General features: G+C 60.5%; 14 protein-coding genes. 8 read left to right on the top strand and 6 right to left on the bottom strand.

The window, feature by feature from the left end; genetic code table 11:
• Nucleotides 1-14: 14 nt before the first annotated feature.
• Nucleotides 15-1,484: a glycosyltransferase 87 family protein gene (locus ACP8J1_RS10495; protein ID WP_023019964.1), complete on the top strand. Its 1,470-nt coding sequence runs from the start codon at nucleotides 15-17 to the stop codon at nucleotides 1,482-1,484.
• 35 nt (nucleotides 1,485-1,519) lie between these two features.
• Here the strand turns inward: ACP8J1_RS10495 and ACP8J1_RS10500 are convergent, their stop codons facing one another.
• The 3 genes from ACP8J1_RS10500 to ACP8J1_RS10510 all read right to left on the bottom strand — a co-directional run bounded on the left by ACP8J1_RS10500 (nucleotide 1,520) and on the right by ACP8J1_RS10510 (nucleotide 3,939).
• On the bottom strand, nucleotides 1,520-2,656 hold the full coding sequence (locus ACP8J1_RS10500; RefSeq protein WP_023019965.1) for a glutamate--cysteine ligase: 1,137 nt from the start codon (nucleotides 2,654-2,656) through the stop codon (nucleotides 1,520-1,522).
• A gap of 180 nt (nucleotides 2,657-2,836) precedes the next feature.
• The gene (locus ACP8J1_RS10505; protein WP_023019966.1) at nucleotides 2,837-3,640 is read right to left on the bottom strand and encodes a LytR C-terminal domain-containing protein; all 804 of its coding nucleotides are present in this window, start codon (nucleotides 3,638-3,640) and stop codon (nucleotides 2,837-2,839) included.
• Nucleotides 3,641-3,663: 23 nt separating this feature from the next.
• Nucleotides 3,664-3,939 (bottom strand): DUF3263 domain-containing protein, encoded by a 276-nt coding sequence (locus tag ACP8J1_RS10510; RefSeq protein WP_084278930.1) that lies wholly within the window; start codon nucleotides 3,937-3,939, stop codon nucleotides 3,664-3,666.
• On the opposite strand from ACP8J1_RS10510, the gene ACP8J1_RS10515 reads away from it, so the two are divergent.
• From ACP8J1_RS10515 to cls, 4 genes are all read left to right on the top strand, one after another.
• A complete protein-coding gene (locus tag ACP8J1_RS10515) occupies nucleotides 3,938-4,561 on the top strand; it encodes a peptide deformylase (protein ID WP_023019968.1) in 624 nt (207 codons plus the stop codon). The two genes, ACP8J1_RS10510 and ACP8J1_RS10515, sit on opposite strands and share 2 nt — an antisense overlap.
• On the top strand, nucleotides 4,561-5,550 hold the full coding sequence (locus tag ACP8J1_RS10520) for an N-acetylglutamate synthase, CG3035 family (protein WP_486696679.1): 990 nt from the start codon (nucleotides 4,561-4,563) through the stop codon (nucleotides 5,548-5,550). Before ACP8J1_RS10515 ends, ACP8J1_RS10520 begins: the two co-directional genes overlap by 1 nt.
• Nucleotides 5,551-5,638: 88 nt before the next feature.
• Nucleotides 5,639-6,448 carry an exodeoxyribonuclease III gene (locus ACP8J1_RS10525; protein ID WP_023019970.1) on the top strand — a complete coding sequence of 270 codons (810 nt, stop codon included), beginning with the start codon at nucleotides 5,639-5,641 and terminating at the stop codon, nucleotides 6,446-6,448.
• Nucleotides 6,449-7,912, top strand: a complete 1,464-nt coding sequence (gene cls / locus ACP8J1_RS10530; protein ID WP_023019971.1) for a cardiolipin synthase — start codon at nucleotides 6,449-6,451, stop codon at nucleotides 7,910-7,912. It abuts the gene before it with no gap.
• 131 nt (nucleotides 7,913-8,043) lie between these two features.
• Here cls and ACP8J1_RS10535 read toward each other — a convergent pair whose 3' ends face one another.
• Genes ACP8J1_RS10535 through ACP8J1_RS10545 form a run of 3 tightly spaced genes read right to left on the bottom strand, consistent with a single transcriptional unit; the run spans nucleotide 8,044 to nucleotide 10,337 of the window.
• Complete coding sequence (locus tag ACP8J1_RS10535; RefSeq protein ID WP_023019972.1) at nucleotides 8,044-8,823, bottom strand: ABC transporter permease subunit; 780 nt, start codon at nucleotides 8,821-8,823, stop codon at nucleotides 8,044-8,046.
• Between the two features lie 6 nt (nucleotides 8,824-8,829).
• The gene (locus tag ACP8J1_RS10540) at nucleotides 8,830-9,813 is read right to left on the bottom strand and encodes an ABC transporter ATP-binding protein (RefSeq protein WP_023019973.1); all 984 of its coding nucleotides are present in this window, start codon (nucleotides 9,811-9,813) and stop codon (nucleotides 8,830-8,832) included.
• A 29-nt stretch (nucleotides 9,814-9,842) separates the two neighbouring features.
• Complete coding sequence (locus ACP8J1_RS10545) at nucleotides 9,843-10,337, bottom strand: NUDIX domain-containing protein (RefSeq protein WP_023019974.1); 495 nt, start codon at nucleotides 10,335-10,337, stop codon at nucleotides 9,843-9,845.
• Between the two features lie 70 nt (nucleotides 10,338-10,407).
• Here ACP8J1_RS10545 and ACP8J1_RS10550 point away from each other — a divergent pair, with 70 nt between their 5' ends.
• From ACP8J1_RS10550 to ACP8J1_RS10560, 3 genes are read left to right on the top strand one after another with little or no spacing between them, the layout of a single operon-like run.
• Entirely contained in the window at nucleotides 10,408-11,853 is a 1,446-nt protein-coding gene (locus tag ACP8J1_RS10550; protein WP_023019975.1) for a hypothetical protein, read from the top strand.
• Complete coding sequence (locus ACP8J1_RS10555) at nucleotides 11,853-12,866, top strand: glutamate ABC transporter substrate-binding protein (protein WP_023019976.1); 1,014 nt, start codon at nucleotides 11,853-11,855, stop codon at nucleotides 12,864-12,866. The genes ACP8J1_RS10550 and ACP8J1_RS10555 overlap by 1 nt, the downstream gene beginning before the upstream one ends.
• Entirely contained in the window at nucleotides 12,863-15,436 is a 2,574-nt protein-coding gene (locus ACP8J1_RS10560) for a serine/threonine protein kinase (RefSeq protein WP_023019977.1), read from the top strand. The genes ACP8J1_RS10555 and ACP8J1_RS10560 overlap by 4 nt, the downstream gene beginning before the upstream one ends.
• The last annotated feature ends 33 nt before the right edge of the window (nucleotides 15,437-15,469 follow it).

A 15,469-nucleotide genomic window follows, 5' to 3' on the forward strand; every position in this document is an offset into this window, starting at 1 on the left:
AGACGCTTTTCACCGTGAAAAAGCTTTATGGGCTTCCCACTGTGGTGACTTTGCTCGCCGCCCTCATCGGCGTCATTGTCTATCGCTTCAGCATCTACGATGGCAATAGCGCCTTTGTGTGGCGCGTTCCGCTAGATCTGAAGATTTATTGGCTCGCCGGTGGTGAGGTAGCGCAGGGCGCAAACTTGTACGATAACGCCTATATTGGTGACCTGCCTTTTACCTATCCGCCCTTTTCCGGCACTCTTTTCACGTGGCTTTCCTCGCTTGCCGACGACCCTTTGATCCTCCTTTGGCAAGGCGGCACCGCCCTTGCCCTGTTTACGGTCATCATGCTGGTTCTGCGCGAGCGCGGGCTCAAGCTCTCCCCGGCAATGTGGTTATTGGGCATCTTGCTTTTGTGCTGCACCCCGGCAAATGAACCGGTGCACGGCACCCTATTCTTTGGCCAGATCAACATCTTTTTGATGTTGCTGGTTGCCTTGGACCTCCTCCCGCGCAAGCGGGCCCTGCCGGGCATCGGCATCGGTTTGGCTGCGGGTATGAAACTTACCCCCGCTTATATGGGACTGGTTCTGCTCTTCCAAAAACGCTGGTGGCAGGCGATTATCGCCATCTTGACGTTCGCGGTAACCGTTGCCATTGGCTTTGTAACCATCCCGGATGCCGCCGAATTCTGGACCGATGCCATCTTTAAATCCTCCCGCGTGGGCGAGCACACTAACCCAGGTGCGCAGTCCATCCGCTCCGTGATGGTCCGCGCATGGGGCATCGACGGCGGCTGGGTATGGCTTGCCGCCGTGGTCGTGGTCTTTATTCTGACCTGCTTGGCGCTGCGTACCGCGATGAAGCACCGTAATAACTCGGCCGCGCTTGCGCTCGCCGGTATCAGTTCCTGCTTGGTCTCCCCCTTCTCCTGGTATCACCACTGGGTATGGACGGTGCCTTTGGCCGTCGTCGTACTGGTTTCCGTTAACCAGGCGCTGGGCAGGCGCTTGCACGGTTTCCTCGGCGCACAGTTCGCTGGTTTCGTATCCGTGCTGGCCATGTGTGCGGTAACCATGCCGTTCATTTCCGCAGCCGTGTGGTTGTCTGCTGCTAGCCGCTCGCTCAACCACTGGGATCTGCAGCCCTGGGGCATGTTGGCCTTTACCGGCGCCGGCGTTATCTATATCGCCTTCTACGCGGTGTGGGGATTTATCCCTGGCACCCAACCGGCCAAGGAAACGACCGCCCCTGGTAGCCCCCAGCAGCCCGCTGCCGCGCAACCTGCTGCCACCACGACCGCGGCCCATCCGGCGCATTCAGTGAACACCGAGTCTACGACCCGTGGTGGTCATTCACGGGCAGCGCGCACTATCAGCGATGAAACGGCAGAAATGCCCGCGGTGGGTCCCGAAACGCGCGCTTTCCCCGCGTCCCAGGACATCACCGATATCCCCGATACCCCGGCTTATGGGCGCCACTCGCGCTCCGAGGACTAAGCCCGAGGCGGCTACCGGCCCCCTGCCCTCCCGCTTTAGAGCGGGCGGAAGGTGCGCAGCTCGCGGCAGGTCTCCTCAACCACCTCGCGCCAGCTGCCAGTTTCTTTGAACAAGCGGCGCTGCCGCTCATAGCCGGCGCCGCCATCAATAATTTCGTGGATAAGCTGCAGCTCATTAAAGCATCCCAGCTCGCGGGCGATGGGGGCGAGTTCTTCCACCATCTGCGCTAGCTCGTCTTTGACCCAGGCTTCATCGGTCTCGCGGGAGGTAATTACCAGCGCATCCATGCCGTAGCGGGCGCCGCGCCACTTATTTTCTGCCACGTGCCAGGGCTGCAGGGTGGGAAGGGGTTCCGCGGCGTCGATAAGCCGGTCGTAGTAGACCACCAAGCAGTGAGTAAGCGCAACGATGGCGGAAAGCTCGCGCAGATTCGACGTCGCATCGCTCACGCGCACCTCCACCGTGCCCCACTTGGCGGCCGGCCGAATATCAAAGTGCATGGAGCCGGTGTGGTTGATAACGCCGGAAATCGCTTGGTCGCGCATATAGGACTGCCACTCGGCCCAATCGCGGAATTGATATGGCATGCCTGCGGTAGGCAGCTGCTGGTAGAGCATGGTGCGGTTGGAAGCATAGCCGGTATCCAGGCCCTCCCACCCCGGCGAGCACGCTGATAAGGCCAGCAAGTGGGGGTACTTGGTCATTAGCGCATTGATGATGGGCCACACGCGGTCCTCGTGGCTAATGCCCACGTGCACGTGCGTGCCCCAAAGCAACATCTGCTTGCCCCAGTACTGGGTGCGCGCGATGATTTCTTGATAGCTGGGTTTATCCGAAAGCGGATTCTCGCGGAAATCCGTAAATGGGTGCCCACCGGATGCCCAAACATCTACCCCCAGCTTATCGGCGGCTTCTTCCACCGCGTTCAGGGAATTTTTCAGGTCAGCGATTGCTTCCGGAACGGTGTGGCAAATGCCTGTAACTAGCTCCACCGTATTTTGGAGAAATTCCTTTTCCAGATGGATATCGGGATAGGTCGCATTGGCCAGATCGATAAGTTCCGCACCGCGCGGGACGAGGTCGCGCGTTTCGCGGTCCACGAGCGCTACCTCCCATTCCACACCTAGCGTTGGTTCGGGAGAGCGGGCGAATTGTTCTGCCGGGATCTTCACCCATTCAGCTTAACGGCTGACAGGTATTAAGACGTGAATTTTATTTAACCCATTCTCAGCGGCGGCCGTGCGGGTAGGCAATATCTCAGATCATAAAAGTCCAAGGGCATCCGGCCACAGAACAATAAAGTTTCTTTGTGGCCGGATGGCCTTGAACTTTAAGTCAGGTACGCAGCTAGCTTAGGCCTGCGGCACCGCTAGGGCGACAACGACGGCGCCGTCATCGGTTGCTTCCTTAGGCAGGTCGCGATTCATGGGCGCGATATCGGCCTGATAGCGAGCGGCTACCTCTTTGGCCAGTGCTTCAGCAGAGGTATCGCCTTCCGGGTAGAAGACGGTGGTCTTCGGGACGGTAAGGACATCGCCAGGCAGGTTGCCCACGTAGCCCACCTTGAAGCCGCCGCCTTTGAGGGAATCGGCTTCCTTCTTGGCTTTGTCTACCTCACCGGAGTTATTGAGGACGCTGACCTTAATATCTTTGCGGTCGCGCGCGGCGGAGTGGGCGTTTTCCTCTCCTGCAGCGTCATTGCCCTGAGGCGCAGCAGCCTCGTCGGCAGCACCGGAAGCAGCCGAATCACGTGGGGCATCGCCCTTTCCTGGCGCCGGTGCAGGGGAAGGAGCGCTTGCGCCCTCGGAAGCGCCTGGGGCACCGGGGGCACGGGAACCTGCGGCATCGGGACCAGCGGAGCCTTCGGGTGCGGCACCAATGGTGGAACCGGTGGAGTTTTCTTGCTTGTTCTCGGAGGCCACGGTGGAATCATCGTCGCCCGAGGTTATGGAGTACAAAGCCCAGAGGCCGAGCATGACGGCCACCGCGATGAGGACCATCGCCAGGCCGCGCAGCGGGAGTCCGCCCTTTTTAGCGTGCGCGCCGCCACCAGCGGGGCGCTTAGCGGCACGGGAAGCGGACGCACCGGCAGCGGAGCCGGCGCGGGTTTCGTCGGGTACCTTGTCGGTCGAATTTTCCGGATTCACATTAGTCACATACGCAACACTAGTACCCAGAATTAACTAGAAGGGGTATTTCCCCGCGCGGCGCGCCGCGTGTTTTCTCTCTCCTCGCGCAGGCGGCGCAGCCGGGCGACTAGGAGGGGATGGGATTGGGCGGCCGCGGGGGCGTCGAGAAGCAGGTTAAGGCGCTGATGGTAGCGCACCGGGGAGATATCCAGTTGCGCGCGGATGGCCTCTTCCTTGCGGCCGATGCTGCGCGGCGCGTTTTCTTCAAAGTCCAAAATGGCGGTGTCTAGGTCAGACAAGGGGTCCATGCCTAAACTGTAAGGCATGACTATTCGCCCCATCGTTATCCACGGCGAGCCCGTGCTTCACAATCCCACCCAACCGGTGGAAGAATCCGAAATTTCCACCCCGGAAATGCAGCAACTCATCGCGGACATGTATGAAACCATGGATGCCGCCCATGGCGTGGGCCTAGCCGCAAACCAGGTAGGAATTGGCAAGCGCCTCTTTGTCTACCACTGCCCCGATACGGACGGGCCCAATGGCACCGAGCTGCCGTCCGAAAAGGCAGGCATGCGCAAGGGCTGCGTTATTAACCCCGTGTTGGAGACCTCCGAAATTCCGGAGACCATGCCGGCCGACGACGGCTCCGATGACGAAGGCTGCCTCTCCGTTCCAGGCGAAGGCTTTCCCACCGGCCGCGCCGACTGGGCGCGCGTGACCGGCAAGGACGAAAACGGCAACGACATCTCCGTCGAAGGCTATGGCTTCTTCGCCCGCTGCCTGCAGCACGAGACCGGCCACCTCGATGGCTTCCTGTACACCGATACCCTCATCGGCCGCTATAAGCGCCAGGCCAAAAAGGCCATCAAACGCAATGGGTGGACCGAGCCGGGTTATTCCTGGGTACCGGGCGAGGACGCCGATCCCTTCGGCCACGACGACTAATGTCACGTATTTTCCGCTCCGATGCCGTCCAGGTGGGCGAGCGCGTGGTGGCCCGGCGCGATTTCGGCGGCGTGCATAGCGACGTCATCGGGCACGTGCTGAGCCTCAATCCGCTGGTTATCCGCCCGCAGGAGGTCGGTGGTTTCCCCTCTGACCTGGATGCGGTAGAGATCCCGCCGGAACAGCTGAAAATCATCAAGCGGCTCTCCCCGCGCATGGTCCGCAATTCCGATATCCGCGCCGTGGAGGTTGCGGCGGCCGCGGCTTTCCCCGGCGGGGAGCACGCCTGGACTAGCGATGGTTCTTGGCTCCTGCGCGCCGGCGACGGGGCTACCGGCAGCTCCAATTCGGCCGTGCCTTTGGGCCCTTCGGCCGGCTTTACCCCGGTGCCGATGGAAGAGATTAAGGACTTCTTCGCCCGCCGCGACCTGCCGGTGCGCCTATTGGTTCCAGAGCGCATTGGCAAACCCGCCGAGCGCCTGCTTGCCGACGCCGCCTCGGAAACCGAACCAGAAACGCTCGCTATGGTCTTGCGCGATCTGCCCGCGCTTGCCGAAGCCCCCTCTGCTTCCCCCACCTTCCATGTCGAAGACCACCCCGATGACCAGTGGCTGGAGATGTATCACTCCCGCAGCGGAACCCTTTCGCCTCAGGCACTGAAGCACCTGAGCGCCCCCATCGAGGGCATACTTGGCTTTGGCCGCCTAGCGCTCGAAGGCGTAACCGTCGCCATTGCCCGCGGTGCCATTAGCGAATCCGGCGATGGCACCGCGTGGCTGGGCCTTTCTAATGTGGAGGTAGCTGCGAACTCCCGCCGCCGCGGATTCGGCACCCTGCTAGGCCAGCACCTGCTGCGCTGGGGCCGCGATAATGGCGCGGAGCATGCCTACCTCACCGTTCCGGCTTCCAATACCGCAGGAGTGCGGCTGGCTGAGAAGCTCGGCTTCATCGAGCAACACCGCCGCGTCTACGCCCGCCTGCGGGGCTAGGCCCCGCGCAGCACCCTTTCGGGCTGGGTGGTGAGCCTTATGGGACTGCCCACTGACCTCGCTGCAGCGGGCAGGTACTGTATGTGGCATGCGCATCGCCACGTGGAATATTAACTCCGTTCGTACCCGCACACAGCGGGCGCTGGACCTTATCTCCAAGCACGATATCGACGTTTTGTGCCTGCAGGAAACTAAGGTAAAAGACGATAAGTTTCCACGCGAGCCCTTCGAGGAAGCGGGTCTGCACGTCACGTGCCACGGGCTCAACCAGTGGAACGGCGTGGCCATCGTGTCCACAGACGCGCCCGAGGAGGTCTTTGTAGGTTTCCCGGGACAACCCGGCTTTGCCAAAGATCCAGATAAGCCACAAGACCGTGAAGCACGAGCGCTAGGGGCCCGAATCCGTGGCGTAGAAATGTGGTCCCTCTACGTGCCCAACGGCCGCGAGATCACGGACCGCCACTATGACTACAAGCTGGACTTTCTCTATCACCTGGCGCACTATGCGGAAAATAATGCGCAGTCTAAACTTCTCTTGACCGGTGATTTCAATATTGCTCCGCGCGATGAAGACGTATGGGACATCGAAGCCTTCCGCGGCAAGACGCATGTCACCGAGCCAGAGCGCGCCGCATTCCAGATGCTGGAAGAGTCCGGGCTCGAGGAGGTCACCCGCCGGTTCACGGAGGACCAACGCTATACCTACTTCGATTACAAGGGCATGCGCTTCCAAAAGAACGAAGGCATGCGCATCGATTTCCAGTTGGCTTCCGCCCCACTTGCCCAACACGTAACCGGCGCACAGGTAGACCTGGTTGAGCGCGCCGGCGATAAAGCTTCCGATCACTGCCCGCTTCTCGCAGATTTCAATCTGCCCGATTTCGATTCCGTGCGATAAATGTCTTGGTCGCTTGATCTCAGCTTCTGGCAGCTTTTATTCCTAATCCTGGATTACGGCATCAAGATTATTGCCGTCGGCTTCGTGCCCGAAGGCCGCCGCCCGTCCAGTTCCACCGCGTGGCTGCTGGCTATTTTGGTGCTGCCGTTTATCGGTCTGCCGCTGTTTTTGCTTATGGGCTCGCCGTATATCAACCGGCGCCGCCACCGCATCCAGCAGCAAGCAAATGAGAAGATTGAAAACGTCACGGCCCACACCCCTGACCACCCACAGGGCATACTTTCGGCAGAAACTGAGTCGGTCATCCGGCTCAACCGCGAGCTGACCGGATTCCCAGCGTTGGTGGGCCACAACCTGGGTCTGCACGCGGATTATGACGAATCCATTCGCGCTATCGCCGCCGCCATTGACCGCGCCAAGAAGTACGTGTCCATCGAGATCTACATCCAGTCCTGGGACGAGGTCACGGACGTCTTCTTCGAGTCACTGCGCAGGGCTACCGCCCGCGGCGTGAAGGTGCGGCTACTGCTGGATCAGATCGGCAGTTTTAAGTACAAGGGCTATTTCAAGCTGGGCAAGCAGCTGACAGAGATAGGCGTGGACTGGCATCTCATGCTGCCCATTCAGATACACAAGGGCCGTTTCCGGCGTCCGGACCTGCGCAACCACCGCAAGCTGGTGATCATCGATGGCAAGGTGGGCTTTATCGGCTCGCTGAATATGATTAAGCGCCAGTACAAAACCAAGGACCGCTACTGGATCGACTACATGGTAGAGCTCTCCGGGCCGATTGTGACTTCCATGTCCGCGGTCTTCGCCGTGGATTGGTACCTAGAGGCAGACGAGAACCTTCCCCTCGATGAGCTGCCTTATGACGACGCCCAGACTGCCGACGCCAATCACCTCCAAATCATCCCCTCCGGACCTGGTTATACCACTGAGCCAAACCTGCGCATGTTCAACTCCCTGGTTCACCACGCCAAGGACCGGCTAGTTTTGTGCTCGCCCTACTTTGTCCCGGATGAGTCCCTGCTAGAGGCCGTGACCACCGCTTGCTACCGCGGCGTGGATGTGGAGCTTTATGTATCGGCAAAGGCGGACCAATTTATGGTCAACCATGCCCAGTCCTCCTACTATCAGGCCCTGCTAGAGGCCGGCGTACACATCTACCAATTCCCCTATCCCTTTGTGCTTCACTCCAAGTTCATTATTACCGACCCGGACGATCCCGGCCGCGATCCGCTGTGTATGTTCGGCTCCTCCAATATGGACCCGCGTTCCTTTGGTCTGAACTATGAGTCCACCATGCTGGTGGCCAAGGGAGACCTCATTGACCAGTTCAACCAGCTCGTAGCCAATTACCGCGCCGTGTGTCACGAGCTAACTTTGGAGGAATGGAATGAGCGCGGCTTTATCCGCCGCTACGTGGATAATGTCATGCGACTTACCTCCGCGCTGCAGTAGAGCGAACACGGACCACCGCGGCTGCAGCGAAAACGGTCCGGAAACAAGACACCGCCCCGGTGAGCAGCGAATGAGCTGCCGGCCGAGGCGGTGAAGCGCCTAAGCAATGGGGGCTTAAGCGTTGGAGGTGTTTAGGCGTCGCGCTTTTGCAGGACGATGACGCCGAGGACCCACAAAAGGAGAGCCCAGGCAATAAATACCAGGCAAAATACCCAGTTATCTTTCCAGGGAGCATCAACCGGATCTATCTCCCACAGCCAAGACTGGAAAGACTTGAACGGCATAAAGTTGACCAGCTTGCTACCAAACTTGGGAAGGGCAGCCACAAGATTATCCACGCCGAGGAAGAGGATGAGACCAATGGCCACGGAGCCAGCCGTCGAGCGCAATAACAGTCCGAGACCTTGGGAGAAAAGGACGAGCAGCGCGGCGGCTAGAGGATACTTCCACAGCTGCTTCTGCCCCATCTCATCGTCCCAAGGCTGGAATTGCGCGGCTACCTCATCGTGAGCAAAAAACTCGGTGAGTAGGTAGGCACCCACCACGGCCACAAAGGTCAATGCTGCGGCGATAACCGCGTACATGAGCAACTTGACCACAGCGACCGACCAGCGGCGTGGGGTGGCCATGAAAGTGATGGTCTGCGTACCAAAGCGGTACTCAGTGGTGACAATCATGATGGCTTGGATCATGAGTACAGGCAGGCCAAGGGAAAAAAGGAAAGTCACTGCGCCATCTGGGGTAATAATCCCCATGCCCAACTCTACATCCTCGGGGGTTTCCGCCGGTTGGGTAAGGCGAGCATTCAAGATGGCCCAACCCCAGACAAAGAAGAGGAAGATGAAGGTAGTCCACCAGAAGGAGCGGGTGGTGTGCAGCTTGGTCCATTCGGACTTCAAGGTATTCAGCATGGCGACTTAAACCTCCTGCTGGGTGGGTCGAGCGAACGGAGTGGCGGCGCCAGCGGTTCCGGGAGTGGGGGCGCCGGTGGAGCCGTGGTACTGGACGGCGTCGCCAGTAAGCTCCATGAAAGCATCCTCTAGGGAGGCGCTCTTGAGGCTTAGCTCATTAAGCGGCACACCGGTGGAGTACGCCAGCTGGCCCACGAAATCCGTGGTCTGGTTGGCAATCACCAAGCGGGGGCGGCCTTCCTCGTCGGTGGACTCGGTAAAGGAGATTCCCTCGGCGCGCAGAGCAGAGCCAAAGGCATCGAGGTGATCGGAGCGCACCAGCACGGAGGACTCCGAGTGGTCCTTCACAAAGTCATAGGTGGGCTGGTCCGCTACCAAGCGGCCCTTACCAATGACCACGAGGTGATCTGCGGTTTGGGACATCTCCGACAGCAGGTGGGAAGAAATCAAAATGGTGCGGCCCTCTTTGGCTAGGGCACGTACCAGCTGGCGGACCCAGCGAATGCCCTCCGGGTCAAGGCCGTTGACCGGCTCGTCCAAAATGAGGATGCCCGGGTCACCGAGCAGTGCGCCGGCGAGGCCCAAGCGCTGGCCCATGCCGAGGGAGAAGCCGCCGACTTTCTTACCGGCGACGTCGGAAAGCCCTACCAGCCCCAAGACCTCGTCAACGCGGGAAGTAGAAATGCCATTGGACTGTGCGATCCATTTCAGGTGATTAGCGGCGCTGCGGTTGCGGTGCACTGCCTTGGCATCGAGCAAGGCACCCACCTCACGCAGGGGCTGCTTGAGCTCGTGGTAGTGCTTGCCGTTAATGCGCGCCTTGCCGGCCGTAGGAGCATCCAAGCCGAGGATCATGCGCATGGTGGTGGATTTGCCCGCGCCATTGGGGCCTAGGAACCCGGTGACCATGCCGGGTTTTACCTGAAAGGTGAGATCATCAACGGCGCGGACAGACTTATATTGTTTAGTCAGTCCTTCTACTTCGATCATGGCACTAGAGTGCCATAAATCTGGCAACTTTACCTGTTCAATGCCTCCATACTCTCCCGCAGGGTGGGAAAGGAGCGACGAAAGGCAGCCAATAATGGGAGGGTCTCCACCTCGTCGAAAGGCACCCAGCGCAGCTCATAGGACTCTTCATTAGCTGTAGTAGGAAGCGGAACACCGGTGCGCGTGCGCGCGAGCACGGTGGTATAGGTCCACTCCCCCGGTAGATCCCCCGCTGCGGGATAAGGCCCGGCCGTGACTTGCGCATCGAGTACCTCTACATCGTGGGGCGCAATCGCGCATTCTTCCTGAGTTTCGCGCAACGCGGCCTGGGTCGGCGTCTCCGTAAAATCACGGGCGCCACCCGGAATCCCCCATGTATCGCCGTGATTGGTCCACGCGGCACGGTGTTGGAGAAGCACCTTGCGCCCGGCAACAAGAAAGAGGCCAGCGGCACCGAATTTTCCCCAGACCCGAATGCCGCCAGGACCTGCCGCCCAGCCGTCTCCACTGTGAGGATTATGCATGCTGCCTATCCTAGCCACACACGCGGGTATATGGTGGCCCCCAGCACACTGCGGACGCTATTCTGAGTTAATGACCGAGCAGGCAGTCCGGGCAGAAAGCGTGCACAACGAGCACGCTCACCCGAGCGATCACTGGCTCGATGAGGTCACCGCGCCCACCGGCCCGGCCTTCAGCGGGCTCAGCAGCCGCGCCATGCAATGGTTCGCAGGCCCGGCGCGCCTGATGCGCCGCTTTTACTACTTTGCCTCCACCACCCCGGGCAAGCTTTTTACGGTCACGCTCATCCTCACCGTGGCCCTGGGCGCTGCCGGCTTATCGATGTCCCAATCTTCCGCCGCCCGCCACTCCGATTTGGACGAGCTGCTAAGCACTACCGAACCGATGTCGAATGCGGCGCACCACCTTTATAGTTCGCTTTCGGTGGCCGATACCGTGGCCACCACCGGCTTCGTACAGGCCGGTGTGGAATCAGAGCAAAATCGCGATAGCTATAACGAAGCTATTGATGCCGCTTCGGTGGCAGCCACCGAATCCGTGCTGGGTACCACACAGGAAGATGGCCGTGTGCGCGAGCTGGTGACCTTTATCCAGCGCGAGCTGCCCGTCTATACCGCGATGGTGGAAAAGGCCCGTTCTAATCACCGGGCGGGCAATGCGGTAGCTAACTCCTATATGTCCAATGCCTCTGCACTAATGCGCGAGCATATCCTGCCGGCCGCCTCCGAGCTTTTCCAACTGACCACCGCCAAGGTAAACCAGCAGCAGCAAAAGCTCACTTCGCCGCAGTGGGTGCCGCTCTCCGGCCTCTTTGCCGCGCTCTTTTTCCTCGTTGTGGCCCAGTGGTGGCTGTGGCGCCAGACCCGCCGGCGTTTTAATCGTGGCTTTTTGACGGCCAGCGTGCTGCTCTTCCTAGCCATTTCTTGGGTAGCACTATCCAACCTCGCTACCTGGTCCACCGGCCACCAGGGCTTTGAGACAGCCTCGCGCCCATGGGATTCGCTGACGGCCTCGCGTATTGAGGCGCAGCAGGCGCGCACCTCTGAAACCCTGGCGCTGGTGCTGCGTTCCTCCGAGGAGGATACGATGGTGCGCTTTTCCAGCTCGATTAACTCCATCGAAATGGCCTTGCAGGATTATGAGGATGCCCTCAATGATGAGGACGTGGAGGTCACCGACCCCGAACTCATCCACAGCGCCCGGGCGGCCGCCGAGCAGTGGCGTGGCACCCACGATAAGCTCATGGGCGCGCTGAAAGACGGCGACTATGATGAAGCCATCTACCAGGCCACGGCCACCGAGCCCAAGGACGGTGAGATGACCACGGCGCGTTCCTATGACGAGCTCGACGCGGAGCTCTCCGATCTCATTAGTCAGGCGCGCGTCGCTATGCGCAGCTACCTGGAACGCGGCCTGACCGCCATGACCGCGGTGTCCTCGGCCGTATTCTTGCTGACCTTATGCGCCATTATCGCCGTGTGGCTGGGCATCCGTCCCCGATTGCAGGAGTACCTCTAATGCGCCGCCCACGCCTCGTCCTCGCTTCGCTTGCCTGCGTCTGCGCCGCGCTGCCTCTGGCTTCCTGCGATGTCCGCTCTACCCCGCCACTGGAGGCGCCCGCCGAGCAGGCCCTTGACGCAAAGCCGGGCCCGCCGCTGCCAGATGGGGCAAAGATTGAAAAGGCAGGAACCACCCCCGCGCACCGCGCCTCTGGTGAAGACATTAAAGGCAGCTACCGCCCAGATGACAAGAAAGCGAAAGAACGGGTGCCGGACATCGTCAAGCGCGGCCGGCTCATCGTGGGTGTGGACCGTTCCAATAACTTGCTGAGTTACCGCGACGCCGCCTCGGGTGAAGTACGCGGCTTCGAGGTAGATATCGCCCGCGAGGTTGCCCGCGATATTTTTGGTGATCCCAATAAGGTGGACTTCCGCTTCGTGGAATCCTCCAACCGAGTCGATGCCCTTAATTCCGGCGCGGTGGACATGATTGTGCGCACGATGACCATTAGCCCGGAGCGAGAGCGGGAGGTGGCCTTTTCCATCCCCTATATGCGTACCCAAACCCGCATGCTGGTGCTCAGCAAATCTGGCATCAAATCCATCAAGGACACCGCTGGGAAGACGCTGTGCGGTGTGGGCGAATCCACCGCACTCGATACCATCCGCGAGCACGCCCCCAAAGCCGATATCTTGGTCACCCGTTCCTGGGGCGATTGCCTCATGGCACTGCAGCTCAACCAGGCCGATGGCATCGTCGTCGATGATGCCCTGCTCTCCGGCATGGCCGCCCAGGATTCCTATACCTCCATCGTGGGCGAACCGCTGGAAACCGAAAACTACGGCGTGGCCGTGCGCCTGCCCAGCAAGCAGCATGACACCCGCCCACTGCTGCGCCAAATAAATTCCACGCTAGAGCGCATACGCCGCGATGGCACGTGGTCTTCCCTTTTTGAGGAGTGGCTCGGTGCCTACTTAGAAGAGCCCACGCTGCCGGCCGGAAAGTATATCGAGGAGGAGGCTAAACCATGAGCCATAACCCGAACTTTAGCGATGATGAGCTCGAATACATCGAGCCGGAAAACCTTGATACCCAGCGTGCCTTCCGCCAGCCCACCAATGCCACCAATTCCGCGCAGGAGCCGGATGCGCTAGGCGATGCCTCCTCGGACGACGGCCCCGCCACAGCAGCCGTAGCTTTTGACCCGTTTGCGGACGAAGACGAGGAAGCAACCGCGGCGGTGGCCTTTGATCCCTTCGCTGACGAGGATGAAGCAGACGGTGATACCGGCACCTCCGCGGTAGCCTTCGATCCCTTCGCAGACGATGACGAGGATGGCGATGGTTCCATCGACCCGGACCATATCTCTAGCCTCTTGGCGGACCTAGACAATATCCGGGCTAAGCGCGAACAGCAGCGCGCCCAGCAGACCCAGGAGGACTCCTCGCAGCGCTCGCGCCGCCGCGCACTCGATACCTTCCGCGAGCGCCGTGGCACCCACCGCACCGAGCGCCGCGTGGCCGATGGCATGGTGCGCCTGCCGTTTATCACCCCCTCCGAGCCGACCGACGCCCTGATCGACCCACACGAGGCATCCTCCGGTAAAAAGATCCCGCCACCGCAGTTACAGCCTGGTGACATGGTGGCCGGCCAATATGAAATCTTGGGCGTCATCGCCCATGGCGGCATGGGCTGGATTTACCTGGCCAATGACCACTTTGTTTCTGGAAGAGTGGTGGTCCTCAAAGGTATGCAGGCCCAAAAATCGGCCGATGAAACCGCAGCTGCGGTGGCAGAACGCGAGTTCCTCGCGGATATTACCCACCCGGGCATCGTCAAGATTTTCAACTTCATCGATGACCCCCGGGTACCCGGCGGCTTTATTGTCATGGAGTACGTCGGCGGGCCGTCGCTTAAAAACAGGCGGAAAAAGCAGACGGACAAACTACTGCCGGTCGATATCGCAATCGCTTATATCCTGGAAGTCCTGCCCGCGCTGGAGTACCTGCATTCGCGCGGGGTGGTCTATAACGACTTAAAGCCCGATAACATCATCGTCACCGAGGACCAGGTTAAACTCATTGACCTGGGCGCGGTCTCCGGCATCGGCGCCTTTGGCTATATCTACGGCACCAAGGGTTATCAGGCCCCGGAAGTCGTCACCGAGGGGCCTTCCATCGCCAGCGATATCTACACCATCGGCCGTACCTTAGCCTCGCTGTGCCTCAAGCTTCCTACCGAAGACGGCGTTTATCTGCCAGGTATCCCCACCCCCACCGAGGAGCCGGAACTGCGCCGTTTCTTGTCCTTATACCGCCTGCTACAGCGCGCCACGGACCCGGATCCGGAGCGCCGCTTTACCTCCATCAAGGAGCTGCGCACCCAGCTCTACGGCGTGCTGCGCGAGGTCATTGCCATCCGCGACGGCCTGCAATATCCTTCCCAGCACTCGCTCTTTTCGCCGCAACGTACCACCTTTGGCACCAAGCACTTGGTCTTTCGCACCGACCAGCTTATTGACGGCATCGATCGCACCGTCCAGATCACCGCCCCCGAGGTAGTCTCCGCCCTGCCCACCCCGCTGCTAGACCGCGACGATGTGGGCGCCGGCCTGCTGCAGGGTGCTTCCTACGCGGAGCCACAAGAAGCCCTCGAAACCCTCCGCCAGGCCATGCAGACCCCCGAGTACGAGCACTCGGCCGAAATTCCACTCGGCGTGGTGCGCTCCATGATCGACCTGGGCTATACCGGCCAGGCGCGGCAGTGGCTCAGCTCCATCGAAAACCGCCTCGGCCGGGACTGGCGCTTCCAGTGGTATGCCGGCATCACGGAACTGCTCCTCGATGACTACCGCGACGCCCAGAAATACTTCTCCGCCGTCCTCGATCTCCTTCCGGGCGAGGCGGCACCCAAACTCGCCATCGCCGCCATCAACGAACTCATCCTGCAGCAGCTGGACTACAGCGATATCTCGCTCATTGATCCCACGGTGGCCCGGGCCTGTTCCAATATGCATTCCACCTTGGCCGATCTCCCCAACTCCGCCTTTGAGGGCCAGCCAGAAATCTGGAACCACGTCACGCAAGACCCCGCTGCCCTGCGGTTTAACTCCATGCGCCTCTACGGAATCGTGTGGTCCACCAACCCCACGACCGTGTCCTCCTCCTTTGGCCTCGCCCGCCAGCTGCGCTCCGAGGGAGAGGTGGAGGTCGCCGTCACCGTACTAGACAAGGTTCCTAATGCCTCGCGTCACTACCGTATGGCCCGCTTGACGACGATCCTTCAGCTCATCGTCCACGATCTCTCCGAGTCCCGCATCCGCCGCGCTGCCCGACGCCTCGAAGAGGTCCCCACCAACGAGCCGCGCTTTCTCCAGATTAAGATCGCCGTCATCTCCGCCGGCCTAAACTTCCTGCGCAACGCGGATCTTTCCCATGCCGCCTCCCCCAACGATCTTTTCGAATACGCCTTCACCCAACGCGGCCTGCGCACCGGCCTGTCCGAGACCCTCCGCGCCCTCGCCCGCCAGGCACCGTTTAGTCGCCACCGCTACGCCCTCGTGGACCTTGCCAACCAGGTCCGCCCCGTGACCACCTTCTAGCTTGCGTTCTTTCATCTACTCGCACAGCGCAGA

The organism is Corynebacterium sp. LaCa_205 (genome assembly GCF_057458085.1).

Coding starts and splice junctions, on each gene's coding strand:
- ACP8J1_RS10515 (WP_023019968.1), top strand. CDS start 3,938: ATGACTATTCGCCCCATCGTTATCCACGGCGAGCCCGTGCTTCACAAT.
- cls (WP_023019971.1), top strand. CDS start 6,449: ATGTCTTGGTCGCTTGATCTCAGCTTCTGGCAGCTTTTATTCCTAATC.
- ACP8J1_RS10560 (WP_023019977.1), top strand. CDS start 12,863: ATGAGCCATAACCCGAACTTTAGCGATGATGAGCTCGAATACATCGAG.
- ACP8J1_RS10535 (WP_023019972.1), bottom strand. CDS start 8,823: ATGCTGAATACCTTGAAGTCCGAATGGACCAAGCTGCACACCACCCGC.
- ACP8J1_RS10545 (WP_023019974.1), bottom strand. CDS start 10,337: ATGCATAATCCTCACAGTGGAGACGGCTGGGCGGCAGGTCCTGGCGGC.
- ACP8J1_RS10550 (WP_023019975.1), top strand. CDS start 10,408: ATGACCGAGCAGGCAGTCCGGGCAGAAAGCGTGCACAACGAGCACGCT.
- ACP8J1_RS10510 (WP_084278930.1), bottom strand. CDS start 3,939: ATGCCTTACAGTTTAGGCATGGACCCCTTGTCTGACCTAGACACCGCC.
- ACP8J1_RS10520 (WP_486696679.1), top strand. CDS start 4,561: ATGTCACGTATTTTCCGCTCCGATGCCGTCCAGGTGGGCGAGCGCGTG.
- ACP8J1_RS10540 (WP_023019973.1), bottom strand. CDS start 9,813: ATGATCGAAGTAGAAGGACTGACTAAACAATATAAGTCTGTCCGCGCC.
- ACP8J1_RS10555 (WP_023019976.1), top strand. CDS start 11,853: ATGCGCCGCCCACGCCTCGTCCTCGCTTCGCTTGCCTGCGTCTGCGCC.
- ACP8J1_RS10525 (WP_023019970.1), top strand. CDS start 5,639: ATGCGCATCGCCACGTGGAATATTAACTCCGTTCGTACCCGCACACAG.